The sequence below is a fragment of the Gulbenkiania mobilis genome (assembly GCA_004346645.1).
Lineage (GTDB): Bacteria > Pseudomonadota > Gammaproteobacteria > Burkholderiales > Chromobacteriaceae > Gulbenkiania > Gulbenkiania mobilis.
This window is the reverse complement of record SMDA01000006.1, coordinates 125,339-150,323: the sequence shown is the minus strand read 5'-3', so window position 1 is coordinate 150,323 and position 24,985 is coordinate 125,339. Positions and strand designations below refer to the sequence as shown.

Annotated in this window: 26 protein-coding genes; 5 read left to right on the top strand and 21 right to left on the bottom strand. The window is 63.0% G+C overall.

Features of this window, described 5'->3' with window-relative positions; genetic code table 11:
- Nucleotides 1–118 precede the first annotated feature (118 nt).
- From EV669_RS10565 to EV669_RS14075, 19 genes are all read right to left on the bottom strand, one after another.
- Nucleotides 119–475 (bottom strand): 2Fe-2S iron-sulfur cluster-binding protein, encoded by a 357-nt coding sequence (locus EV669_RS10565; RefSeq protein WP_054286436.1) that lies wholly within the window; start codon nt 473–475, stop codon nt 119–121.
- On the bottom strand, nt 472–1,686 hold the full coding sequence (locus EV669_RS10560; protein ID WP_054286435.1) for a molybdopterin molybdotransferase MoeA: 1,215 nt from the start codon (nt 1,684–1,686) through the stop codon (nt 472–474). The genes EV669_RS10565 and EV669_RS10560 overlap by 4 nt, the downstream gene beginning before the upstream one ends.
- An 85-nt stretch (nt 1,687–1,771) precedes the next feature.
- On the bottom strand, nt 1,772–2,251 hold the full coding sequence (locus EV669_RS10555) for a DNA-deoxyinosine glycosylase (RefSeq protein ID WP_132098641.1): 480 nt from the start codon (nt 2,249–2,251) through the stop codon (nt 1,772–1,774).
- An 18-nt stretch (nt 2,252–2,269) separates the two neighbouring features.
- Entirely contained in the window at nt 2,270–2,857 is a 588-nt protein-coding gene (rnhB, locus tag EV669_RS10550; protein ID WP_132098640.1) for a ribonuclease HII, read from the bottom strand.
- Complete coding sequence (gene lpxB / locus EV669_RS10545) at nt 2,857–4,026, bottom strand: lipid-A-disaccharide synthase (RefSeq protein ID WP_055433751.1); 1,170 nt, start codon at nt 4,024–4,026, stop codon at nt 2,857–2,859. Before lpxB ends, rnhB begins: the two co-directional genes overlap by 1 nt.
- Before the next feature lie 2 nt (nt 4,027–4,028).
- On the bottom strand, nt 4,029–4,802 hold the full coding sequence (gene lpxA, locus EV669_RS10540; protein ID WP_054286431.1) for an acyl-ACP--UDP-N-acetylglucosamine O-acyltransferase: 774 nt from the start codon (nt 4,800–4,802) through the stop codon (nt 4,029–4,031).
- 2 nt (nt 4,803–4,804) lie between these two features.
- A complete protein-coding gene (gene fabZ / locus EV669_RS10535; protein ID WP_054286430.1) occupies nt 4,805–5,272 on the bottom strand; it encodes a 3-hydroxyacyl-ACP dehydratase FabZ in 468 nt (155 codons plus the stop codon).
- Entirely contained in the window at nt 5,269–6,312 is a 1,044-nt protein-coding gene (lpxD, locus tag EV669_RS10530) for a UDP-3-O-(3-hydroxymyristoyl)glucosamine N-acyltransferase (RefSeq protein ID WP_054286429.1), read from the bottom strand. Before lpxD ends, fabZ begins: the two co-directional genes overlap by 4 nt.
- A gap of 47 nt (nt 6,313–6,359) precedes the next feature.
- On the bottom strand, nt 6,360–6,848 hold the full coding sequence (locus EV669_RS10525; RefSeq protein ID WP_235445597.1) for an OmpH family outer membrane protein: 489 nt from the start codon (nt 6,846–6,848) through the stop codon (nt 6,360–6,362).
- Between the two features lie 13 nt (nt 6,849–6,861).
- Entirely contained in the window at nt 6,862–9,150 is a 2,289-nt protein-coding gene (bamA, locus tag EV669_RS10520) for an outer membrane protein assembly factor BamA (protein WP_132098639.1), read from the bottom strand.
- Between the two features lie 9 nt (nt 9,151–9,159).
- Nucleotides 9,160–10,506, bottom strand: a complete 1,347-nt coding sequence (rseP, locus tag EV669_RS10515; protein WP_132098638.1) for an RIP metalloprotease RseP — start codon at nt 10,504–10,506, stop codon at nt 9,160–9,162.
- A complete protein-coding gene (ispC, locus tag EV669_RS10510) occupies nt 10,503–11,681 on the bottom strand; it encodes a 1-deoxy-D-xylulose-5-phosphate reductoisomerase (protein WP_055433748.1) in 1,179 nt (392 codons plus the stop codon). Before ispC ends, rseP begins: the two co-directional genes overlap by 4 nt.
- Nucleotides 11,682–11,690: 9 nt before the next feature.
- Complete coding sequence (locus EV669_RS10505) at nt 11,691–12,491, bottom strand: phosphatidate cytidylyltransferase (RefSeq protein ID WP_132098637.1); 801 nt, start codon at nt 12,489–12,491, stop codon at nt 11,691–11,693.
- 2 nt (nt 12,492–12,493) lie between these two features.
- The gene (uppS, locus tag EV669_RS10500; RefSeq protein ID WP_054286423.1) at nt 12,494–13,249 is read right to left on the bottom strand and encodes a polyprenyl diphosphate synthase; all 756 of its coding nucleotides are present in this window, start codon (nt 13,247–13,249) and stop codon (nt 12,494–12,496) included.
- 4 nt (nt 13,250–13,253) lie between these two features.
- The gene (gene frr / locus EV669_RS10495; RefSeq protein WP_054286422.1) at nt 13,254–13,811 is read right to left on the bottom strand and encodes a ribosome recycling factor; all 558 of its coding nucleotides are present in this window, start codon (nt 13,809–13,811) and stop codon (nt 13,254–13,256) included.
- A gap of 75 nt (nt 13,812–13,886) precedes the next feature.
- Nucleotides 13,887–14,606, bottom strand: a complete 720-nt coding sequence (gene pyrH, locus EV669_RS10490; protein ID WP_054286421.1) for a UMP kinase — start codon at nt 14,604–14,606, stop codon at nt 13,887–13,889.
- Nucleotides 14,607–14,700: 94 nt separating this feature from the next.
- Nucleotides 14,701–15,573, bottom strand: coding sequence for a translation elongation factor Ts (gene tsf / locus EV669_RS10485; RefSeq protein ID WP_055433746.1), 873 nt, complete (start codon nt 15,571–15,573; stop codon nt 14,701–14,703).
- A gap of 78 nt (nt 15,574–15,651) precedes the next feature.
- Complete coding sequence (gene rpsB / locus EV669_RS10480; protein WP_054286419.1) at nt 15,652–16,380, bottom strand: 30S ribosomal protein S2; 729 nt, start codon at nt 16,378–16,380, stop codon at nt 15,652–15,654.
- Between the two features lie 132 nt (nt 16,381–16,512).
- Complete coding sequence (locus EV669_RS14075; RefSeq protein WP_165922746.1) at nt 16,513–16,683, bottom strand: hypothetical protein; 171 nt, start codon at nt 16,681–16,683, stop codon at nt 16,513–16,515.
- A gap of 66 nt (nt 16,684–16,749) precedes the next feature.
- Here EV669_RS14075 and EV669_RS10475 point away from each other — a divergent pair, with 66 nt between their 5' ends.
- Together EV669_RS10475 and EV669_RS10470 are read left to right on the top strand one after the other, a co-directional pair.
- A complete protein-coding gene (locus EV669_RS10475) occupies nt 16,750–17,781 on the top strand; it encodes an NAD(P)H-dependent flavin oxidoreductase (RefSeq protein ID WP_132098636.1) in 1,032 nt (343 codons plus the stop codon).
- 195 nt (nt 17,782–17,976) lie between these two features.
- The gene (locus EV669_RS10470) at nt 17,977–19,305 is read left to right on the top strand and encodes an MFS transporter (RefSeq protein WP_132098635.1); all 1,329 of its coding nucleotides are present in this window, start codon (nt 17,977–17,979) and stop codon (nt 19,303–19,305) included.
- 64 nt (nt 19,306–19,369) lie between these two features.
- Here the strand turns inward: EV669_RS10470 and EV669_RS10465 are convergent, their stop codons facing one another.
- A complete protein-coding gene (locus tag EV669_RS10465; RefSeq protein WP_318271421.1) occupies nt 19,370–20,188 on the bottom strand; it encodes a M90 family metallopeptidase in 819 nt (272 codons plus the stop codon).
- A gap of 101 nt (nt 20,189–20,289) precedes the next feature.
- On the opposite strand from EV669_RS10465, the gene EV669_RS10460 reads away from it, so the two are divergent.
- The 3 genes from EV669_RS10460 to nudC are packed head-to-tail and all read left to right on the top strand — an operon-like array spanning nt 20,290 to nt 23,469.
- Nucleotides 20,290–21,483: a cation:proton antiporter gene (locus EV669_RS10460; protein WP_054286450.1), complete on the top strand. Its 1,194-nt coding sequence runs from the start codon at nt 20,290–20,292 to the stop codon at nt 21,481–21,483.
- A gap of 15 nt (nt 21,484–21,498) precedes the next feature.
- Nucleotides 21,499–22,632, top strand: a complete 1,134-nt coding sequence (locus EV669_RS10455; protein WP_054286415.1) for a YbdK family carboxylate-amine ligase — start codon at nt 21,499–21,501, stop codon at nt 22,630–22,632.
- 21 nt (nt 22,633–22,653) lie between these two features.
- The gene (gene nudC, locus EV669_RS10450; protein ID WP_132098633.1) at nt 22,654–23,469 is read left to right on the top strand and encodes an NAD(+) diphosphatase; all 816 of its coding nucleotides are present in this window, start codon (nt 22,654–22,656) and stop codon (nt 23,467–23,469) included.
- Nucleotides 23,470–23,522: 53 nt separating this feature from the next.
- Here nudC and EV669_RS10445 read toward each other — a convergent pair whose 3' ends face one another.
- The gene (locus EV669_RS10445; RefSeq protein ID WP_055433741.1) at nt 23,523–24,974 is read right to left on the bottom strand and encodes an aminoacyl-histidine dipeptidase; all 1,452 of its coding nucleotides are present in this window, start codon (nt 24,972–24,974) and stop codon (nt 23,523–23,525) included.
- Between the last annotated feature and the right edge of the window lie 11 nt (nt 24,975–24,985).

Here is a 24,985-nt window from a genome sequence, read left to right as displayed (position 1 = left end):
GGGAAATCGCTAAAAGTCCGCCATACTAGCGCTTTTTTTGAGTAAAAGCAAGGCTTTTTCATGAAAGGCACGCCAAGCCCATGAATTGTCATACAAACGGAAATCAGCCCCTGCAAAACTAGTTGGTGTCCGGCGCGGGGAGTAGTACGTCGAAGGGTGTCTCACCGGCTTCAAGATAGCAGGCAAGGCGCCAGGTTTCCGGTACATCCGGCCATTGCGTGGCGCCCGCCCGAGCCGCATCGACAAGACCGGCACGCAGCAGTACGTTGCGCTCGCGGCGCCCCACCTCCACTACGGCCGGCTGGGCCGCATGGCGGACATGCACGCGGCAGGTGCCGCAGGTGCCCTGCCCGCAACGCCAGTGCAAGGGAAGATCATGAAAGCGCGCTACATCCAGCAGCAGGTCACCCGGCATCGCATCGACCTCGGCCACGACGTGCCCGCTGGTCAGGTCGATGAAGCGGATGCAGGTCATATTCCCTCCGGGAAAGGCATAAACTCAATCAGGTCACCCGCCGCCAGCACTTGGCCTGGTGCCACACGCGCCAGGCCATGCGCCCATGCGCACGAGGCAAGCACCCCAGAGCCCTGATGCGGAAATTTCTCCAGCCGCTGTCCCGTCTCTCCGGTCACGATGCGCACCCGCAGGTATTCCGTGCGCTTCGGGTCCGGTCGAAGCCAGTCGAAGCCCACTGGCAGGCGCATCACGCGAGGGTGGAGCCGGTCTTCGGCCAACCCTGCCCGTCGCAGAAGGAAGGGGCGCACCAGCGTGGCAAAGGTGACGAAACCCGAAACAGGGTTGCCCGGCAGGCCGATGAAGTCCGCACTGCCGACGCTACCGCACGCGAACGGTTTGCCCGGCTTGATGGCCAGCTTCCAGAGGTCCAGACGGCCTTCAGCCTCCACAGCCGACCGGACATGATCCTCCTCCCCCACCGACACGCCCCCGCAGGTCATGATGACATCACAGGACCCGGCAGCTTGGCGCAGCGCAGCCCGGGTCGCTTCGAGCGTGTCGGGCACGATACCCAGATCGCATACCGTACAGCCCAGGGCTTCCAGCGCAGGCACCAGCCAGTAGCGGTTTGAGTTATAGATCTGCGCTGCACCCAACGCCTGGCCGGGCTCCACGAGCTCGTCCCCGGTGAAAAACACCGCTACCCGTAGCGGCCGCACAACTTCCACCGTGGCCTGACCGATCGACGCCGCAAGCCCCAGGTCCGACGCCGACAGGGGACTGCCCGCCGGCAGGATGACGGCGCCGGCAGCGATGTCCTCGCCGGCGCAGCGGATATTCTGCCCAGCCCGCACCGGACGCGTGAAGCGTACGCGACCATCCTCTTCCTGCAGCGTCTCCTCCTGCATGACCACCGCATCACAGCCAGCCGGAACGGGGGCGCCGGTGAAAATACGCGCAACCGTGCCTGGTTCCAACGGCGCCGGCTGGCTGCCTGCGGGGATTCGCTGACTGACCGGCAATGCCACGTCCGTGCACTCACTACTGCGCACTGCGTAGCCGTCCATTGCACTATTGTCGTGAGGGGGCACGTCCAGGGTCGCCACGACCGGGGCGGCGAGGATGCGGCCACGGGCGCGCAGCAAGGCGCAGGGTTCGGTTTCGGCAAGCGGCGTGGCGCGGGTCAGCAGCCACGCCAGTGCAGCATCGATATCGGTTAGTTGAGTCATGTCGGATTCCGAAAAAAGGTGCCGGCCCAGACCTGGCGACGTGCGGCAATGATAGCACCGCCCCCCGGGGCCCGCCTCTCCGCCATCATAGGTAGTCGCGCAGCACCATCCAGCCAGCCAGTTTCTCCTCGAACGGGCGGGTGTAGGCCGGACTAGAAGATGGCAGGGACAGGCAGGCAAGGTCTGCGCGCCCGAGCTGGTGGCGGGCCTTGTAAGAGGCTGCGCCATTGAATCCCACCGCGCGCAGCGCGGGCAGCTCCGCCACCAGCGAGGCGAGGCTGTTGTACTCGATGGCACGCATCGCACCATCCAGACTGCCTTGCCGCTCGGCACCGGCCACCACGTCCCAGAGCGCAACACCGTGGGCGACCAACCGCTCCAACCGTTGCGGATAAGGCAATGTGGCCAAGTCAGTGTTCAGGACCTCACCCAGAAGGCGCCAGAACTGGTTGCGCGGATGGGCATAGTACTGACTGGCCTTGAGCGAAACCTCGCCTGGCAGGGTACCTAGCAGCAGGATACGCGCATCGGGTGCATAGACAGGAGGAAAGGAATACTTGCGCATGCCGGTACGACCGGCCCATCAACCGAAGAGTTCGCGCTGCCCCGCCTGCAACAGCACCCGTATCGGGCCAAAGGTTCGCCTGTGAATCGGCAACACGCCCAGGCGCTCGATGGCGGCGAGGTGCTCGGCTGTCGGATAGCCCTTGTGCCGGGCAAAACCGTAGTTCGGATAACGGGCATCAAGGGCGACCAGATCGGCATCGCGTGCCGTCTTCGCCAGTATGGAGGCCGCTGAGATGGCTGGCTCGGTGGCATCCCCTTTCACGATGGCTTCGGCCGCTACCGGAAACTGGCGTGGCACCCGGTTGCCATCGATCAGCGCCCGGGCGGGCACGACCGCCAGCCCGGCCACGGCACGCTGCATCGCGAGAAAGGTGGCCTGCAGAATGTTGAGCCGGTCGATCTCCTCCACACTGGCAGAGGCCACATGCCAAGCCAGTGCCCGTTCGCGAATGGCTTCGGCCAAGCTTTCACGTCGCGCAGCAGTAAGCTTTTTGGAGTCGGCCAGCCCGTCGATAGGGCGCTCGGGGTCGAGAATGACGGCAGCGGCAAACACTGCCCCCGCCAGGGGCCCCCTGCCCGCCTCATCCACACCACATACCCACATCAGCCGACCACCCCAAGAATGGCTTGTGCGGCAAGGTTGGCCGAATCGGCCTGCAAGGACGCATGCAGGGTGGTGAAGGTGGCCTCCACTTCTGCCTGATAGCCCTTGTCCTCATAGATGCGCAACATCTCTGCGGCCAGCCGCTCCGGGGTGGCATCGTGTTGGAGCAACTCCGGCACCACCTGCCGCCCGCACAGGATGTTGGGCAGCCCGACGTAGGGCAGCCTGATCTTGCGTTTGACGAGGTGGTAGGTCAGTGCGGACAGCTTGTAGCTGATGACCATCGGCCGTTTGCACAACGCCACCTCCAGCGTGGCGGTGCCGCTCGTGACCAGGACAACATCGCTGGCGATCATCGCCATCTGGGCATGGCCGAACAGCTTGCGAATCGGCAGCTCCCACCCCTTATGTTTTACGAGCAACCGGTCGAACTGGTCCATGGTGGCACGGGTGGCCAGCGGCACCAGAAACTGGGCATCGGGGTGGGCGGCCAAGAGCCGCTTGGCCGTTTCAATGTAAAGCGGCCCCATGTAGTCCAGCTCGCTCTGCCGGCTACCCGGCAGGAGGGCAAACACAGGGCTGCTCTGTGGCAGGGCCAGGCGCTCGCGCATGGCGCGCTTGTCCGGCTGCATCGGAATCTCGCTGGCCAGGGGATGGCCGACGAAGGTAACCGGCACCCCCGCCTGCCGGTAGAGCGGCGGCTCCATCGGAAACAGGCAGAGCATGTGACTTACCGAGCGACCGATGCGCCCTACCCGCTCCGGTCGCCAGGCCCAGACCGAAGGACTGACATAATGCACGGTTGGAATGCCCTGCTTTTTGAGGGCGGCTTCAAGCCCGAGGTTGAAGTCGGGTGCATCGATACCGATGAAGACATCGGGACGCTCCGCCAGCAGCGCTTCCCTAAGCCGGCCGCGAATGCGCAACAGCTCCGGCAAACTGCGCAGCACTTCCAGATAGCCGCGCACGGCCAGCTTTTCCTGCGGAACCTGCGTCCTAAACCCTCGGGCCAGCATGCGCGGCCCACCGATGCCGGCAAACTCGGCATCGGGGCAGTGCTGACGCAGAGCATCGATGAGATGGGCGCCCAGCAGGTCGCCCGAGGCTTCGCCTGCCACCATCGCGATGCGCAGGCCGGCCTTGTTGGGGGTAAACAGCGTTTCGGGCATGGCTAGCGGATAATGCTCCGTTTCGACTGCTCGAAGAAGCGCACGAAGGCCATCAGTTCAGGTTGCCCAGCCGCAGCTTCAATGATGCTGGCGCGCGCCTCCTCATACGACAGGCCCTGACGGTACAGCGCTTTGTACGCATTGCGGATGGCGCGGATCGCTTCGGGTGTGAACCCCCGGCGCTTCAGACCCTCCGCGTTGATGCCACTGGGAGTGGCCCGATTGCCGGCCGCCATTACATAGGGGGGTACGTCCTGCGCCACCGCGCTGGCAAAGGCCGTCATCGCGTGCTCGCCGATCACGGTGAACTGGTGCACGCTGGTGAAACCGCCCAGGATCACCCAGTCACCCAGATGCACATGGCCGCCCAATGTGGCATTGTTAGCCAGGATGGTGTGGTTTCCCACCTGACAGTCATGCCCAAGATGGACGTAGGCCATCACCCAGTTGTCGCTGCCAAGCCGGGTCACGCCCGCATCCTGCGCCGTACCGATGTTGAAGGTGCAGAATTCGCGGATGGTGTTGTTGTCGCCGATCTCCAGCCGGGTGGGCTCGCCAGCGTACTTCTTGTCTTGCGGAATCGCCCCCAGCGAGCAGAACTGGAAAATGCGGTTGTTGCGACCGATGCGGGTGTGGCCCTCGATGACGACATGCGGGCCGATCCAAGTGCCCTCACCGATGACCACATTCGGCCCGATGATCGAATAGGCACCAATCTCAACATTGGCGGCGATCTCTGCATTCGGATCGACGATGGCGGTCGGATGGATGGCCATGCTCAGACCTCCCGCTTGGCGCACATGATCTGGGCCTCGCAGGCCACCTGCCCTTCCACCAGCGCGCGGGCGGTGTACTTGGCAATACCGCGCTTGGAGGCGAGCTGTTCCACCTCCAGCACCAGCACATCGCCCGGCACCACCTGACGCTTGAAGCGCGCGTTATCGATCCCCACAAAGAAGTAGAGTTCGTTCTCGGCGCGGCCGCCCTGGCTACGAATCGCAAGCACCCCGGCGGCCTGGGCCAGTGCTTCGATGATCAGCACGCCGGGCATCACCGGGTACTGCTCGAAATGGCCGATGAAGAACGGCTCGTTGACGGTGACGTTCTTGATCGCCTTGATGCGGTGATCCGCTTCGAATTCGGTTACCTTGTCCACCAGCAGAAAGGGGTAGCGGTGCGGCAAGTAACGCATGATTTCGCGCACGTCGATCTGCACGGCGCTTCCGTTGGCTACGGCTTCAGTCATTCTTTGTCTTCCTCAGAGTTTCGAAGTGCCCCCACCTCGCGCTCGATTTTCTTGAGCCGCTCGACATAGTCGTCCAGATGGCGCAGGTGTACCGCATTGCTCAGCCAGTCCTTCATCGTGGACAAGGGATACGAAGAGGCGTAGTTGTCCGGCTTGCGGATCGATTTGGAAACCAGTGTGCCGCCCCCGATGTGGGTGCGGTCGGCAATTTCGATGTGCCCCACGAACATCGCTGCCCCGCCCACGGTGCAATAGGCGCCGATGTGCGTGCTGCCTGCGATACCGACGCAGCCGGCGATGGCGGTGTGTTCGCCGATGTGGACGTTATGGGCGATCTGCACCAGATTGTCGATCTTCACTCCGTTGGCGATGACAGTATCCGCCATGGCGCCACGATCGATGGTGGTGTTGGCACCGATCTCCACATCATCACCGATCACCACAACGCCCGTTTGCGGAATCTTGAACCAGTGATCCTTGGCCCACGCCAGCCCGAAGCCGTCCGATCCGATCACGGTACCGGCATGGACCGTGACCCGGGAGCCGATGCGGCAGCCTGCATAGATGGTCACATTGGGATGAAGGACAACGTCGTCCCCCAGCACCACATCGTCTCCAACCACCACGCCGGGCAAGAGGCGGCAGCGTTCTCCGATCACCGTGTTGCGACCGATGCTCACGCCCTCCCGCACTTCGCTGCTGCCCCCTACCCGGCTGTCCTCGCCCACTACCGCCCGCGGGTGGATACCGGGAACGGCGACCGGGGTCGGGTGGAACAGCGTGGCCACCTGTGCAAAATAGAGATAGGGATCGCGCGCGACGATCAGGCTACGGCCTGCCGCGGCCTCAGCCATGTCGGGAGAAACAATGACGGCACTGGCCGCCGTGCCGTCCAGCTGCTTGCGATACTTGGGATTGGCGAGAAAGGTCAGCGCGCCGGGACCGGCCGCATCCAGCGGCGCCAGGCGTTCGATCGTGATATCCGGACCAACGAGTTCGCCGCCCAGCTTGGCGACGATGTATGAAAGCAAGTAGCTCATCAAAAATAAAGCCGACCCGAGGCCGGCTTCTCCAGCTTGGGAAAAGCTTACTTTTCCAGTTCTTTCAAGACCTTGGGCGTCAGGTCGTACTTGGGGTTAACGTAGACCGCATCTTGCAGGATGAGGTCGTACTGTTCCTTTTCGGCGATCTGACGTAGCAGACGGTTGGCACGTTCCTGCACTGCGGCGAACTCTTCGTTGCGGCGCTGGTTGAAGTCCTCGGAGAACTCACGTGCCTTGGCCCGGTAGTCACGGTCCAGACCGGCCATCTCGCGCTCAGCCTTCTTGCGATCTGCCGCCGGTAGGTTGGCACGGCCAAGCTGGGCTTCCAGATCCCGGGCGCGCGCCTCCATCTTCTTCAGCTCGTTGCGCCGGTCTGCGAACTCGCGCTCCAGCTTCTTCTGTATGGCCTGCGCAGGCGCGGCCTCACGATAAATGCGCTCGGTGTTGACGTAGCCGAACTTGAAATCGGCGGCCATCAGGTTGGCCGAAACGAGGAGCATGAGGGCGGTCAGCCCATGTTGCAGACGTTTCAAGGGCTCTCTCCGTTTAGAACACGGTACCCAGCTGGAACTGGAACCGCTGCAATTTGTCGCCTTCCTTCTTGCCGAATGGCACGGCGTAGCTGAACTTCATCGGCCCCACCGGGGACAGCCAGGTCAGAGCCAAGCCCGCAGAATAGCGCAGCTCCTCGGACATCGAACTGCCTTGTACCTTAGGATCCCATAGGCTGCCAGCATCGACGAACATACTGGTGCGCAGCGACTTGTTGTCACGCATTCCCGGGAAGGGGAACAGGAGCTCGGCATTGGCCACAATCTTGCGCGTGCCGCCCAGGTAATCGTCGTCCACATCCTTCGGACCCAGGCTGCCGTTGTCGTAGCCACGCACGGAGCCGATACCGCCGAGATAGAAGTTCTGGAAGAACGGCATCCGCGGAGTCTGGCCATAACCGTTGGCATAGCCCAGCTCGCCGTTGAGCATCAGCGTGAAGGTCTTGGACAGCGGGAAGAACCAGGTCTGTTGGTGCGTCAGCCGGTAGTATTCCAGATCACCGCCGGGCAGACCGGCATCGGCCGCTACACGGATCGTAGCGCCACGCGTCGGCCATACCGCGCTGTCTCGAGTATCACGGGCCCAGCCCACCGAACCGAGCAGGGTCAGGTTGGAACGGCCAAATTCGTTGACGAAGTCCTTATAGCGCTGGGGACTGTCCTCGTAGGTGTCGATCGCGGTATGTTCCGGACCGAGGCTAAAGTTGATGCGGTCATACTCGGTTACGGGGACCCCCATCCGCACGGCAAAGCCGGTGGTGGCTGACTTGTACTTTGACCGGTCTACTTTCTTCGGGTTGTAGGTACGGTGATACACGTCATAGCCGAGGCTGACGCCATCTGGCGTAAAGTACGGATCGGTGAACGAGAGCGTGGCGTTCTTGTTGGCCGAACCGGTGGAGATGCTGGCCGACAGGGCCTTGCCCGAACCGAAGATGTTGCTCTGGGAAATATTCCCCGACAGCTGCAAGCCCTCGCCCTGCACGAAGCCGATCCCCGCCGAGATGCTGCCGGTGGGCCGCTCCTTGACGGTCAGGTTCATGTCCACTTGGTCGGGCGAATCCAGCACGGCCGGCGTTTCGATCGTCACATCCTCGAAATAGCCCAGCAGTTCGGCGCGTTCCTTGCTGCGCTTGATTTTCTCGGACGAGTAAACCGCGCCTTCGAGCTGGCGCATCTCGCGACGCACCACTTCGTCACGGGTCTTGGTATTGCCGTTGATGTTGATGCGGCGGACATAGGTCTTGCGGCCCGGGTCGACGAAGAAGGTGAAGGCTACCTGCTGCTTTTCGCGGTCGATTTCCGGCAGTACGTTGACGTTCGCAAAGGCATAGCCGTCATTGCCCAGCCGGTCGCTCATCGCGGTAACCGATTCGTTCACCTTTTCGCGGTTGAACACGTCGCCCGGTTTAACCTGCAGCAACTTGCGCAGGTCGGCTTCTGGCGCTTTCAGGTCACCGGCGAACTTGATGTCGGAGATCGTGTAGCGCTTGCCTTCGTTGACGTTGATTGTCAGATAGATCGATTCCTTGTCCGGGCTGATGGACACCTGCGTGGAGTCGATGTTGAATTCGAGATAGCCCTGGTTCTGGTAGAACGCCTTCAGCTTCTCCAGGTCGCCCGACAACTTCTGCTTGGAGTACTGGTTGTCCTTGGTAATCCACGACAACCAGCCGCCGCTCGTCAGGCCAAACTGGTCCAGGAGATCGTCCTCGGGGAAGGCCTGCGCCCCCACGATGCGAATCTCGTGAATCTTCGCAGTGATACCTTCGGCGATATCGAGCGTGACAGCAACCCGGTTGCGTTCGAGCTTGGTGACATTGGGGGTGATCTCGACCGCGTATTTGCCACGACTGTAGTACTGGCGCTTGAGCTCCTGCAGCGCGCCATCCAGCAGCGCCTGGTCAAAGGTGCGGGACTCGGCGAAACCGTTGTTCTTCAGGGCAGTCTTGAGCTGCTCCTTGTCGAACTCCTTGGCACCGTTGATGTTCAGCGTTGCAATCACCGGACGCTCGGCCACCGCCACGACGATGACATCGCCCTCGGTCTCGATACGCACGTCGTTGAAGAAGCCGGTGGCAAACAGCGACTGGATGGCGTCCTGGGCCTTCTGATCGGTGAAGGTGTCGCCCACCTTCAGCGGCAGGTAGTTGAAGACGGTGCCCGCTTCGGTCCGTTGCAGGCCCTCTACCCGGATGTCCTTGATGGTGAACGGCTCCACCGCCCAAGCAGAGGCAGCGTAAGACAGACCGAGAACGGCTGCCGCGAGGAATTTCAATTTCATAGGCGCGTATTAACCCCCGAAAAGGCGGCTGAGGTCGTTGATGAATGCCAGAGCCATCAGCGATGCCAGCAATGCGAAGCCGATCCGCTGTCCCAGCGCCTGGGTGCGCTCGGACAGGGGGCGACCCTTGATGAGTTCCGCCGTATGATACATTAAGTGCCCGCCATCCAGTACGGGTATAGGCAGAAGATTGAGCACGCCGATGCTGATGCTGATGAGCGCGAGAAACTCCAAGTACGCGATCAGGCCGACACGTGCGGTCTGCCCCGCCACCGAGGCAATCGTGAGCGGACCACTGAGATTGTCGAGCGAAGCCTGTCCGGTCACCATGCGCCCGAGAAAGCGCAAGCTCATCCATGCCGTGTCTGCCGTGCGCTCGACTGCACCCTGCCCGGCTTGGCCGATGCTGTATTCCTTACGAAAGCGCAGGCTGTCGATCCAGGCGCGGTCAGCTGTGGGGCCCGCCCCGATGCGGCCCACCAACCCGTCCGGGGTCTGCTGGCTGTCCGGACGCAGCGCCAGCGCAAGCCGCTTGCCACCCCGCTCCACCTCCACTCGCATCAGACGGCCCGGGTTGTGCTGGATGGTGCGCACCCAGGTCTGCCACGAAGACACCGGGCTGCCATCCAGCGTCAGCAGGCGATCCCCGGGACGCAGGCCGGCTCGCCGGGCGGCCCCCTCTTCTTCCACCATGCCCACCACCGGCAGGTAGCGCGCCGGAGTCAGACCCACTGCGCCCTGACGGTAGCCGGCCTGAACGGCGTCCGGAAATCGTGCCGCCAGCAGCGTGCGACTGGTTTGCCGCCCCTCCTGGTCGCGAACGGCGACCTTGAGCGGTGTTTCCGGATCCATGGGCACATCGAGAAAGGCGCTCTGGATATCCTGCCAGCTGCCCACCGGGACCTCTCCCACCCGGATAATGGTGTCCCCAGGCCGAAACCCAGCCGCCGCGGCCGGTGTTTCACTCAGCACGGTCCCGACCACGGGACGCAGCAGATCCACACCCTGCGCCAAGACCACCCAGTAGAGGACGATTGCTAACACAAGGTTGGCCACCGGGCCCGCAGCCACGATCAGCATCCGCTGCCATATCGGTCGACTGCCAAAGGCCCGTGGCAGGTCTTCGGGTGTAACGGGCTCTTCACTCGCATCGAGCATCTTGACGTAACCGCCCAAGGGGATCGGGCACAGCGCCCATTCTGTTTCACCCCGCTGCCAGGTGAACAGGGGTCGGCCGAAGCCGATGGAAAAGCGCAACACCTTGACGCCACACAGCCGGGCCACCCAGTAATGCCCCAGCTCGTGAAAGGTGACCAGGACGCCAATCGCAACCAGGAAGGCCAGGAAAGTGATCATGCGGCAAGTTGCCTTTCGGTATGGCGCCGTGCCTGTGCATCCTTTTCGAGCAGCGCCTCGAGGGAGGTGCTGGCCGCAAGATCCAGGCCGGCCAGCGAAGAGGCCACCAGTTCCGGAATGCGCATGAAGCCGATTCTTCCTTCCAGAAAGGCTGCCACCGCCACTTCGTTGGCCGCATTAAGGACGGCAGGTGCGTCGCCCCCAGCTTCGAGCGCTTCGAACGCCAGACGCAGACAAGGGAAACGGTCGAGGTCGGGCTTTTCAAAGGTCAAACCGGACAGGGCGTGAAAATCCAGCGGCGCAACGCCAGCCGTAATACGCTGCGGCCAGGCGAGGGCATGGGCGATCGGGGTACGCATGTCGGGCGAACCCAACTGGGCGATCACCGACCCGTCACGGTAGCGGACCATGGAATGGATCACACTCTGAGGATGCACCACGACCTCGATCTGCCGTGCCGGCACACTGAAGAGCCAGCTGGCTTCGATCACCTCCAGCCCCTTGTTCATCAACGTGGCTGAGTCCACTGAAATCTTGCGTCCCATGCTCCAGTTCGGGTGCCGGCAGGCATCCTCAGGTGTCACCCCGTGCAAGGCTGCCCGCGATGTGTTTCGGAACGGCCCGCCGGATGCGGTCAAGATCAGGCTGTCGATGCCGGAAGCCTCCAGGGAGCCGGCATAATCGGCAGGCAGGGACTGGAAAATGGCGTTGTGCTCACTGTCAACCGGCAGCAGGGTAGCGCCACCGGCGCGTACAGTCTCGGTAAACAGCGGGCCTGCCATGACTAACGCTTCCTTGTTGGCAAGAAGGATACGCTTGCCAGCGCGAGCTGCCGCAAGGGTTGGCCGAAGCCCGGCCGCCCCGACAATGGCCGCCATCACCACGTCCACTTCGGGCAGGGATGCGACCTCTTCCAGCGCGGCAGGCCCGGCAAGCACTTCCGTCGTGTCGGCCCGTCCCTGCAGGCGGGCACGCAGGGCAGCGGCATCTTCCGGCGTGCCTGTCACCGCATAGCGGGGCCTGAACCTGAGGCACTGCTCGGCGAGGCGTTCAATCTGGCTGTGACCTGTGAGGGCCACGACATGAAAGCGTTCGGGATGGCGAGCCACCACGTCAAGCGTACTGGTGCCGATGCTGCCGGTGGCGCCCAGTACGGCAATACCTTGTGATTTCATAGGAGAGGCTTAAAGACTGCCAAGCACGCGCAGGGCGTTGCTTACGGCCAGAACGGCCACAAGACTGTCGATACGGTCGTAGACGCCACCATGCCCTGGAAGCAAGTGACTGCTGTCCTTGATGCCGGCAACGCGCTTGAACCAGGATTCCATCAGGTCACCGACGATGCTGACCGCCGTCAGCACCACCGCCAGGGGCAAGAGCACGTAAAGGGGAACCGGGTGTGGGAACCACCCCAGTTGGTGGACGAGAACGGTATAGGCCATTACGGCCACCACGGCGCCAGCCACCCCTTCCCAACTCTTGCCGGGGCTGATGGCCGGAGCCAGCTTCCGACGGCCAAAGGTACGCCCGGCAAAGTAGGCGGCAATGTCAGCCACCCAAACCAAGCCCATGATGGCCAGCAGGATCAGGCCCGAGGCAGAGGTGGGGCGCCACTCCAGAAAACCGAACCACGCCGGCAGTGCCAGCACCCAGCCCACCAGCATGGAAAGTTCGGGCTTGTGTCCCTTCCACTGCCGCTTGAGCCACATGGGGGCCGCCACCAGCCAGAAGAGCAGCGCAATGCCATGCAGCCAGAGCGGCGCGGTACCGTGCTGCAGGTAGAGAAAGCCGGCCACAGCCGTGGAAACTACCAGATAGCCCCAGCGCAAAGGCCCATCGATACCGGTCATGCGTGTGAATTCCCACAGCGCCAGTACCACGATCAGCCAGCTGAACCCCGCCCAGGCTTGCGGCCCCAGGCCGAACAGCGCAAACAGCATCAGGGGCAGCAGCACCAAGGCAGTCAGGACACGGGTGATCAGCATGTTTATTCTCGGCGCAAGGTTTCGGGAAGCTGCTCGCTCGTGCGGCCGAAGCGCCGCTCGCGCTGCCGATAGGAGTCGATGGCCAACTCCAGCGCAGCCCGGTCAAAGTCGGGCCACAACGTATCGGTGAAGTACAGTTCGGCATACGCCAGCTGCCAGAGCAGGAAATTGCTGATGCGCTGCTCGCCACCCGTACGGATGAAGAGATCCGGCTCGGGTGCATAGGCCATGGACAGCCGCCCGGTGAGCGCGGCTTCGTCCAGACTGGTACACCCTTCCGACAGCAAGCTATTGGCGGCCTGCAGGATATCCCACCGGCCGCCATAATCCGCGGCAATGGTGAGCACGAGGCCCGTATTGCCAGCCGTGCGTGCTTCGGCCGCCTCGATGCGCTCCACGAGGGACGGCGCAAGGCGCTCGCGACTGCCGATCACTCGCAAGCGAATATTGTTCCCGGCCAGCTTGGCGACCTCATGTTCCAGGGCCCGCAAAAACAGATCCATGAGGAAGGACACCTCATCACTCGGGCGACGCCAGTTCTCGGTAGAAAAGGCAAACAGCGTCAGATACTGCACCCCCAGTTCGGTGCATGCTGCCACGGTGGCGCGCACTGCTTCCAGACCGCGCTTGTGGCCCGCCACCCGTGGGAGAAACCGCTTCTTGGCCCAGCGGCCGTTGCCATCCATGATGATGGCAACATGCCGCGGAACCGGCAGAACATCCGGAATGACGGATGTCGAACTCTGAAAGAAGGTCAATCTGTCACACCGCGAGCAGGTCGGTTTCCTTGGCCGAAAGCGCCTTGTCGATCTCGGCGATGTACTTATCGGTCAGCTTCTGCACGTCGTCCTGCGCACGGCGCTCCTCATCCTCGGTGATGGCCTTGTCCTTGATGAGGTTCTTGAGTTCGTTGTTGGCATCGCGACGGATGTTGCGGATCGCTACACGGGCGTTCTCCGCCTCGCCGCGCACCACCTTGATCAGGTCACGGCGGCGCTCTTCCGTCAGCATGGGCATTGGTACCCGGATGATCTCGCCCATGGCAGCGGGGTTCAACCCGAGATCGGAATCGCGAATGGCCTTCTCTACCTTGGCCAGCATGCTTTTTTCCCATGGCTGCACACCGATGGTGCGAGCATCCAGCAGGGTAACGTTGGCGACCTGGCTGATCGGCACATCGCTGCCATAGTAGTCCACGACGACGTGGTCAAGAATGCCGGTGTGCGCGCGGCCGGTCCGTACCTTGGTCAGATCGGTCTTGAACGCTTCCAGCGACTTCTGCATCTTTTGTTCTGCCGATTTCTTGACGTCGTTAATCATCTCAGCTCCAGTTCGAAACTCGGAAAAACAAGGCGGAAAGCGGCTTGGCGCCGTTTCCGCCCACAAATCACCAACTCAGCAGTGTACCAGCGTGCCTTCGTCTTCGCCAAGCACGACCCGCTTGAGCGCGCCGCCCTTGAAAATGCTGAACACCTTGATGTTGAGGTTCTGATCACGACACAGCGCGAACGCCGTAGCGTCCATCACCTTCAGGTTGCGGCCGATGGCCTCATCGAAGGTTAGGCTCTGGTAGCGTACCGCGTCCGGGTTCTTCTTCGGGTCGTCGGTATAAACGCCATCCACCTTGGTGGCCTTGAGCATGATGTCGACGTTCATTTCCATCCCACGCAGGGCCGCAGCGGTGTCGGTGGTGAAGAAGGGGTTGCCGGTACCGGCGGCGAAGATCACCACCTTGCCTTCTTCCAGATATTGCATCGCCTTGCCGCGCACGTAGGGCTCGGCAATCTGCTGCATGGTCAGGGCCGACTGCACGCGCGCTACCAGCCCCACCTTGGTCATCGCATCCTTCAAGGCCAGGGCGTTCATCACCGTGGCCATCATGCCCATGTAGTCCGCGGTAGCCCGGTCCATACCCGCAGCGGCCGGCGCCACGCCGCGGAAGATGTTGCCACCCCCGATCACGATCCCGACCTGGACACCCAGTTCGACCACTTCCTTGATCTGCCCGACGATCTGCTCGATGGTGGCGCGATTGATGCCGTAGCTGTCGTCACCCATGAGGGCTTCGCCGGAAAGTTTGAGCAGGATGCGCTTGTAGGTGGGGGCTTGGCTCATGATTACCTCGGAATGATAGAGCGATGACGGAATTCAGTTTGCAAAACGGCACCCTGCTGGCAGGGTGCCGTTCGGTCGATCAGGAGCCCAGGGCTCAGATCTTGGCGGCAGCGGCCACTTCGGCGGCGTAGTCCACCACTTTCTTTTCGATGCCCTCGCCCACCACGAACATGGTGAAGGCATTGACCTTCGCGCCTTTGGAAGCCAGCAGCTTCTCAACGGTCTGGTCCGGATCCTTCACGAAGGGCTGGCCCACCAGGGTGACCTCGGCCAGATACTTGGTGATGCGGCCTTCCACCATCTTGGCAACGATCTCGGCCGGCTTGCCGCTCTGTGCAGCCTGCTCGGTGTAGATGCGGCGCTCGGTTTCCAGAGTCTCGGCCGGAACCTCATCCTTCGAAACGCAGATCGGCTTGGAGGCGGCGATATGCATGGCGATATCCTTGCCCAGTTGCTCGTCACCCCCGGTGTAATCGACGATCACGCCAATCTTGGAACCGTGCAGGTAAGTGGCGATCTGGCCTTCGGTTTCGTAGCGTACGAAACGACGCACGGACATGTTTTCGCCCAGCTTCGCGATGGCAGCCTTGCGGATTTCCTCAACGCTCTGACCGCTGGCGGCCTGAACGGCACCCAGCGCTTCCACGTCGGCCGGGTTGGCCTTGGCGGCAGCCTCGGCAGCAGCCTTGGCAAAGGCGAGGAAGGTTTCGTCCTTGGCTACAAAGTCGGTTTCGCAGTTGACTTCCACCAGTGCGCCGACCTTGCCTTCAACGAAGGTGGCGATCACGCCCTCGGCAGCGGTACGGCCGGCCAGCTTGGAGGCCTTGGCACCGGACTTGATGCGCAGGATTTCTTCGGCTTTGGCCAGATCGCCTTCGGCCTCAACCAGCGCCTTCTTGCATTCCATCATGCCAAGACCAGTGGCAGCGCGCAGGTCGGCGACCATTTTTGCGGTGATTTCCGCCATGCTAGAACTCCTTAATTCTGTATTCGGTAAGGGGAATGAACAGGTCCAAAAAAAGGGGCTTTCGCCCCTTTTGCCTGCTTACTCGGCCTGGGCCGCTTCGGCAGCAACGATTTCCTGGATCGACTGGGCACGGCCTTCGAGCACCGCGTCGGCGATGCCACGCGCGTACAGACGAATGGCACGGCTGGAGTCGTCGTTGCCCGGGATAATGTAGTCGATGCCTTCGGGCGAGTTGTTGGTGTCCACCACGCCGATGACCGGAATGCCCAGTTTCTTGGCTTCAACGATGGCACCCTTCTGGTAGCCAGTGTCGATCACGAACAGGGCGTCCGGCAGACCCTTCATGTCCTTGATACCGCCGAGGCTGCGCTCGAGCTTCTCAACTTCACGCTGCAGGTCCAGCAGTTCTTTCTTGTTGTAGCCGGTGTCGCCGGCGCTTTCCAGAATGGCGCGCTTTTCTTCCAGGCGCTTGATCGACTGCTTGACCGTCTTGTAGTTGGTCAGCATGCCGCCGAGCCAGCGGTGGTCGACGAACGGGCTGCCGGCGCGGGTGGCTTCCTCACGCACGATCTCACGCGCCTGACGCTTGGTACCCACGAACAGGATGGTGCCCTTGTTGGCAGCGAGGCGACGCACATATTCCTGGGCTTCCACAAACATCGGAAGGGTCTTTTCCAGGTTGATGATGTGAATCTTGTTGCGGCTGCCGAAGATGAACGGGTTCATCTTGGGGTTCCAGAAGCGGGTCTGGTGGCCGAAGTGTACGCCGGCTTCCAGCATCTGACGCATGGTAACGGTAGTGCTCATTCGAAAACTCCAAAAAGGGTTATGCCTCCATCCGCGCAGACAACCCCTTCGGGGCACCCTTTGGCGCGGATGTGCGTAGTACTTCCCGGATTCGGGAAGGCGCAAGATTCTAGCACCAGAGCGCCCGCCACCTCAAGTGCCGGTCTCTTCATTCCTGCGGCGCCTGCTTCGGCCAAGCCACCCCAGGAACAGCACGGGGAGCAGACCCAGAAAGAAGAGCACCAGCATGCCACGCACCAGAGTCTCCTGTGCCACGGCAAACATCAGCACGACGTACAACCAGCCAATCAGGACAAGATACATGTCAAACAATCGTTTGAATTATGATAAAAAGGAATTTCGCACCCCCCCATTACCGGAACCTGGACCATGAAAACCTCCTTCACCGAAACCTTCGGCATCGAGCGGCCGCTCGTCTGCCCGGGCATGAGCTATATCGCCGTACCGGAACTCGTGGCCGCCGTGTCCAATGCAGGCGGCCTGGGCATTCTGGCTTCGGGCCCGCTGTCGCCACAGGCTACCCGTGAGGCGATCCACCGCATCCGCAAGCTGACCGACCGCCCCTTCGGGGTAGGGTGCACCCTGATGATGCCGGGTGCCGCCGACAATGCCAAGGTGGCCCTGGAGGAACAGGTGCCGGTGATCAACTTCTCCCTCGGCAAAGGGGACTGGATCGTCGAGGGCGCACGCCGCTACGGCGGCAAGGTGATCGCCACCGTGGTGACAGAGAAGCACGCGCAGTCAGCCGAGCGCATCGGTGTGGACGCGCTCCTGGTGACGGGACATGAGGCTGCCGCACACGGTGGCGAGGTGACCTCGCTGGTGTTGGTGCCCGCCATCCGACGCGTGAGTCAGCTTCCGATCATCGCTGCGGGCGGTTTTGCCGATGGTGCCGGGCTCCTGGCCGCCCTGGCGCTGGGCGCGGACGCAGTGGCGATGGGCAGCCGGCTGGCGATGACGCAAGAAAGCCCGGTACACGATCGCACCAAGGGCCTGATCCGCGATAAGTCGGTGAACGACACCATCTATTCGCGCAACTTCGACGGCCTGTACTGCAGGGTGATGGACACGCCGACGGCGCGGCGAGCCACCCGACGGCCGCTGGGCCTGGCTACGGCCGCCTGGCGTTCCATGGGGCAGGCGCGGCGCATGCAGATGCCAGTGGGCAAGGTGGTATTGGGCGGATTGCTGCGCCAGCCGCAGGCATTGCGCCAGCTCGCGCAGTTCGGTGCCGCTACCGAGTCGATCCGCCTGGCTATCGAGGATGGCAATCATGAGCGGGGCGTCCAGCTGATCGGTCAGGTACAGGGACTGATCGATGATGTGCCAAGCGTGGGCGAACTGTTCGAACGCATCATGGCGGAGGCCTTGGCCACTCGCGAGCGGCTGGCCGGGCTGTGATCCACCCTGCGTGAACCCGGCCCTGCCGGCCGCAAGGGTTGCCCTGCGGCCCGGCGGCCGGTACTCTCGTTTCTGGCAGAACTGTCACGGACGTTACCAAACGGCCGCTTCAAAACTTAAAACTCTTGCCGGCACCAGGGCGGCAGAGCGGCCCATCGACAGTTCCCGTTTATCACAGTCAAGACAGAGAGACGCATGGACACGCATCAGACTTCCCCGACCAATGGGGCGGCTCCGGCACGCCCGCTCAACCGACAGGATTACAAGACGCTTTCCCTCGCTGCACTCGGAGGCGCGCTGGAATTCTACGACTTCATCATCTTCGTTTTCTTTGCGGTGGTGATCGGCAATCTGTTCTTTCCGCCAGACATGCCCGATTGGCTGCGCCAGTTCCAGACCTTCGGCATCTTCGCGGCCGGCTATCTGGCGCGTCCGCTGGGCGGCATCATCATGGCTCACTTCGGCGACCTCTTCGGCCGCAAGCGGATGTTCACGCTCAGCATCATCCTGATGGCCCTGCCTACGCTGGCCATGGGCCTGCTGCCCACCTACGCTGCGATCGGCATCGGGGCGCCGCTGGCGCTGCTGGCGCTGCGCATTCTGCAGGGCGCAGCGATCGGTGGAGAGGTGCCAGGTGCGTGGGTGTTCGTGTCGGAGCACGTGCCCGACCGTCACACGGGCTACGCTTGTGGCACGCTGACCGCCGGCCTGACGGCGGGAATCCTGCTCGGCTCACTGATCGCCACCGCAATCAACACGTCTTTCACTCAGTCGCAGATCGCTGACTGGGCATGGCGGATCCCGTTCATCGTGGGCGGGGTATTCGGCCTGGTGGCGATGTACCTGCGCCGCTGGTTGCACGAAACGCCGGTCTTCGCCGAGATGCAGGCGCGCAAGGCGCTGGCGGAAGAGCTGCCGCTCAAGACGGTGCTCAAGGCACACAAACGCGCAGTAGTGGTGTCCATGCTGCTGACGTGGCTACTTTCCGCAGCCATTGTAGTGGTAATCCTGATGACGCCGGCCTACTTGCAAAAGCAGTTTGGTGTGGACCCGGCCACCTCGCTCAAAGCCAATAGCCTGGCGACGATAGCCCTGACCATTGGCTGCATCGTGGCGGGCCGGGTGATCGACCGCATCGGCAGCGGCGCCACTTTCATCGGTGGCAGCGCCCTGCTGGGCGTATCGAGCTATGTGTTCTACCAGACCATGACTACCGACCCGTCCCAGCTTTACCTGCTCTACACCGTGGCCGGCTTCTCCGTCGGTATCGTCGGGGCGGTCCCGTACGTAATGGTGCGCGCCTTCCCAGCACCGGTACGCTTTACCGGTCTTTCATTCTCCTACAACGTGTCGTACGCCATCTTCGGCGGGCTGACCCCGATGGTGGTCACACTGTGGATGAAGGCAGACCCGCTGGCGCCGGCCCATTATGTGGCCAGCCTGTGCACGCTGGGCCTGGTGCTCGGCTTCTACCTGCTACTGAACCAGCGCGGCGCCGCCAAGCTGGCTTTTGCCACCCGATAGAACGGGTTCTGGCAGACAGGGTTGGCCGAAGCCGCTTCGGCCAACCCTTTTATTTCGCTGGCGCTCAATCGTGCGCCGTCGACCCTGCTTCGGGCGGCGGCAACAAGCCCTCTAGAGGCAGGCGGGCCAGACGTCCCGCAGGGTCTTGACGATAGAACTGCGCTAGCTGCTGGTAAAGCGCGGGATAGTCGTCCCGTACCCAGTGCGGGGCTTCGAAGAAGTATTCGCTGAGCACGGCAAAGAACTCGGCCGGATGCTCGCCGGCGTAAGGGTCCAGCCACCCCTCTTCGCCCCGCTCCAGCGCCCGTCCGAACCCTTCGTAAGCATCGCTCCACGCGGCATGCCAGGCAGCCCGATCCATGCCGCGATGCAAGGGGGGATAGCCGTTGGCCTCCCCATCCAGCTGGTCGAGCTTGTGCGCCAGCTCGTGAATGGCCACGTTCCAGCCATCAAGCCGCGGCGAATCGAGCACATCGGGCAGCGAGAGGATCAACGGTCCGTCATGCCGCGCCTCACCCACCAGCCAGCGATCCGCCTCGTGCATCAGTCCGTCGTCGTCCAGCCAGACATCGCGCACACGGAACGCATCCGGATAGACGATCACCTCCTCCCAGCCGGCAAACGCCGCCTCGCCCAGATGCAGCGCCGGCAGGGCCAGCTGTAGGGCCAGCACAGCCACCGCCTCGTCGTCCAGCGTGGTCCCATCTGCGGTGACAAAAGCCTTGTTCCGGATCAGCCAGCCTGCCAGAGCCACGAGCGTGCCTCTATCGGGAACGGAAAGCCCAGCAAGAATGGGCATGCCACTTGCTATAGAGTCGAGCCCGCGGTTAACAGCATCGTTCGTGCCGTGCCCGGGTGTTTTGCGAAACCAGTCCAAGAACATACGAAAGAAATAATGAACCTCTAGGTTTATGACAACTCGTAATTCCCACGCCCCTTCATGCGAGAAGGATTACCAACCAGAAGGCCATCATGGGAGGCGAAATGTCTGAATGGTCCCTACCTACCCTCACCCTTAACCCGCTGGCCGCATTCGGCATCCTACTGATCGTGGGCGTGCTGGGCGGGCAGATCGCGCGGCGCGTGGTGCATCTACCCGCCATTACCGGCTACGTGTTGGCCGGCCTGATCATCAGCCCGGCCGGCCTTGCCCTGATCGACGCGGAAATGCTGCGTTCGGCCAACCTGTTCCTGCAGCTGGCCTTGGGACTGGCGCTGTTCGAGATTGGCCGCCGCATCGACCTGACCTGGCTGCGGCGCGAGCGCATCCTGCTGGGTACGGTGGCCATCGGCTGCCTGATCGTTTTTGTTGGCGTGTTTGCCGTGCTGGTCGCGCTGGGCATTCCGGGCGGCGCAGCGGTGCTCACGGCCTCGGTGGCAATGATGACGTCTCCGGTGGTGATTCTCGAGATCGTGCGGGAAAGTCGGGCCGAAGGGCAAGTGACCGAACGCCTGATGACCGCCACCGGCCTTGGCAACCTGTTTGGCCTGGTCGCTTTTGGCATCGCCATTTCCTACAACCACTTCGAAGCCGCGCACGGCGTGGAGGAATCCCTCATCGGACCGGGCTGGCTGGTACTGGGTTCTGTGGCCCTGGGCCTGGTCAGCGCCAGCGTCGCCATCCGTGTCAACCAGTGGCTGGGTGGACGCGAGCGCGATGCACAGGCGGTGCTGCTATTTGGCATCATCGCGCTGGTGGTGGGGCTGTCAGCCCTGCTCGACTTCCTGCCGCCACTGGCTTTGCTGGTCCTGGGCGTGGGCACCCGCCAGATCGAACGCGGCCACACGGTGACCGAACCGCCTCTGGCCGGACGTAGTAGCTTCTTCTTCGTGGCCTTTTTCGTGGCAGCCGGTGCACAGCTGTCCCCTGGTGACCTACGCCACTTCGCCTTGGTTGCCACCGCCTGGCTCGCGGTACGCACGCTGAGCATGATGGTGGTGTGGTGGGCCGCCGCCCGCGCCAACGGGCTGACCCACCGGCGCGGTGCATGGCTGGGTTTGGCCTTGTCCCCCCTGTCGGGCGGAACACATTCGCTGGCGCTTCTGGGCGCCACCTCACTGCCCGCCGGTTCGGCTGCCTTCACTGGCCTGATGCTCGCCGGGGTGTTCATCCTCGAGATCGCTGGACCGATCCTCACCCGTTTTGCCTTGCAGCAGGCCGGCGAAACGCCGCGCTGATCCGTGGAGACATGCATGCTGGAATTCAAGAACAGCACCCCGCTCACCCTGGGGGTGGAACTCGAACTGATGATCGTGAACCGTCGCGACTACAACCTGACGCGCGGTTCGGACGACCTGCTGCTGCAGATCGAATCGATTGACCACGGTTTCGACATCAAGCCTGAAATCACCCAAGGCATGATCGAGATCGGCACGGCAGTGCACACCAGCGTCGACGAGATGCTGCAGGAACTGCTGGCGATCCGCGCCCTGCTCGTCAAGAGCGCCCAGAAACTCAACCTGGGGTTGGCTGGCGGGGGCACCCACGCCTTTCAGCACTGGGGCGACCAGCAGATCTACCCCAAGGAACGCTACCGCCTGGTGTCAGAACTTTACGGCTATCTGGCCAAGCAGTTTACGGTGTATGGGCAGCACATCCACATTGGCTGCCCGGACGGGGACGCCGGCGTGCGCCTCACCCATTTCCTGGCACGCTACATGCCGCATTTCATCGCGCTGTCGGCGTCCTCACCCTTCTCCCAGGGTGTTGACACCCTGTTCCAGAGTGCGCGGCTGACGAGCGTGAACGCCTTCCCGCTGTCTGGCCTGATGCCGGCGGTGCAGACTTGGGACGCCTTCAACACCTACTTCCAGAAAATGGCTGGCTTGGGCATCGTGGCGAGCATGAAGGACTTTTACTGGGACATCCGGCCCAAGCCCGAGTACGGCACAGTGGAGATCCGCATCTGCGACACGCCCCTGGCCATCGACACCCCTGTGCTGCTCGCTGCGTATGCGCAGATGCTGGCGCGCGAGTGTCTGGAAGGCGAACCCCGGCCGTACAACCCGGATCACATGCTCACCTACAGTTACAACCGCTTTCAGGCGTGCCGCTTCGGCTACGACGCAGTGCTGGTGGATGCGGCAGAACAGCGCCAGACCAGCCTGCTGGAAGACATGCTGTTCACGCTGGACAGGCTGTGGCCGCATGCCGAGGCGCTGGGCTGCACCAATGCGCACGCAGCGCTGCGCGAGCGCATCCTCAAGCGCAACAGCGACAGCCTGTGGCTGCGGGAAGCCTATGCCGACAGCGGCTCGCTGTCGGAGGTGGTGCGTCGCCAGAGCGAACGCTGGATGTACGGACGCCCCACCCTCGCCGTACACTGACGCTTTTGCCCGGACACCGCCATGCCTTTCGAACTGCCCGCACAGCCCGACCCGCACCTGCCAGAGCGCTGGTGCATCTTTGACGGGCCGTTGCTGTGGCTGACTTCGGACGGCGCACTACCCGATGCGCAGGGTGCTGCGGGACGGAGCCTTGGCGGACGCCACTTTCTGGGCTGTCACGAAGGCGTCAACCTCTTTCTAGCGGAAGAGGTGGCGCCTTCTCCCGACCGGCCTGGCCAGTGGCTGCCGCTGCGCCAGGCGCTGATGACGCTTTCGGCCAACCTTGTGCCGGCGGTGGCGCGGGCGGCACAGATCCGCCAGTTCCGCCACACCCATCGCTACTGCGGCCATTGCGCTGCGCCGCTGTATCCCCATGCGCATGACCAAGGCTTGGCCTGCCGTGCCTGCGGCCAGATGTATTACCCACGGCTGTCACCGGCAATGATGGTAGCGGTCTGGCGCGGAGAAGAGCTGCTGCTGGCCCGCTCGCCGCACTTCGCACCCGGCATCTACAGCGCACTGGCCGGCTTCGTGGAGCCGGGCGAGACGCTTGAGGAATGCGTGCACCGGGAAACGCATGAAGAAGTGGGCGTCACCGTGCACAACCTGCGGTATGTCGGCTCGCAGTCCTGGCCGTTCCCGCATTCGCTGATGCTGGCCTTCACTGCCGAGTACCGGGATGGCGTGCTGACGCCGCAGCCGGGAGAGATCGAGGCGGCGGGCTGGTTCTCCGTGCATGATCTGCCGGAGATTCCGCGTCAGCTGTCCATCGCCCACTGGCTGATTACCCGGACAGCCCGATGGCTGCGGGCAGGTCGCCCGGAATCCGGCGCCTGAAGAGCAAAAAGCCCCGCGTTGCGGGGCTTTGGTTTTAAGGCGCGCAAGACGGCTCATGCCGGCACGGCGGCAAGCACGGCCTTGAGGAAGGACCAGGCGCGCCCTACCGAGTCTACGCTCACCCGCTCGCCCGGCGCGTGCGCGCCACGGATATCCGGGCCGAACGACACCATGTCCATACCCGGGTACTTGGCACCGAGGATGCCGCACTCCAGCCCGGCGTGGATCACCTTCACCTGTGCCGGCTTACCATATTCCCGCGCATACACCTCCTGAAAGAGCGCCAGCAGCGGCGAGGTCGGATCCGGCGCCCAGCCTGGGTAGCCGCCCTCCATCTGAATCTCGAAGCCGCCCAGACGGAACAGGCTTTCAATCTCCTGCGCCAACATCCAAGTACCCGAATCCAGCAGGGAACGCACCATCAGGTTGGCAAATGCCTTGCCCTCTTCCACCACCACCACGCCGAGATTGTTGGAGGTTTCGACCACGCCCTCGACGCGGCGGCTCATCCGCTTGACGCCATGCGGAGCAGCATGAAGTGCGGAAAAGACCGCCTGCTGGTCGGCTGGGGCCAGCACATCGTTGGCCGAAGCCTGCTCTGCAGCAATCATAATCTGATCGTCCACATCGGCTAGCTCGAAGCGCATCAGTGCCTGGAAAGCTTCCAGTCGTGCCGGCAGGCTGGCGGCCTGGTCTTGCGGCAGGCTCACTACCGCCCAGGCTTCCCGGGCCAGCGCGTTGCGCGCAGTACCGCCTTTGAAGGCCGCCACGCGCAGGCCGCACTCCACCTCCAGAGTCTTGATCAGCCGCAGCAGGATTTTGTTGGCGTTGCCACGCCCCAGGTGAATGTCGGCCCCGGAGTGCCCCCCCGTCAGCCCTTTCACCACCAAACGCAGGACGGCATGGTCTTGGGGTACCGGCTCGGTGGCGTAGCTGCGGCTGACGTTAACGTCCACCCCGCCGGCGCAGCCCATGTAGAACTCACCCCATTCCTCGGTATCGATGTTGATCAGCATCCGTCCCTGCAGCAGGCCGGGCTCCAGGCCCAGCGCGCCCCCCATCCCCGCCTCTTCGTCCAGCGTGAACAGGGCTTCCACCGGGCCGTGCGGGATATCCTCGCTGGCCAGCACCGCAAGCGCCAGCGCCACGCCGATGCCATTGTCGGCCCCGAGGGTGGTATCGCGTGCCACCAGCCAACCGTCTTCCAGCACTGGCCGGATCGGGTCCTTGAAAAAGTCGTGCGCCGTGCTGCTGTTGGCCTGGCAGACCATGTCCAGGTGGCCCTGTAGCACCACCCCCGGACGGTTCTCGTAACCCGGGGTGGCCGGCTTGCGGATGATGAGGTTGCCTACCCCGTCCACCACCGTCTCCAGACCCCGCAGCTCGGCCCAGCCCTTGATGTAATCCCGCACCGCCTCCTCATGCTTGGAAGGGCGCGGAATGTCGCACAGCATCTGGAAGTGTTCCCACACTTCCGTGGGGTTCAGGTCGGCAATACGGGTCACGGTGTCATCCT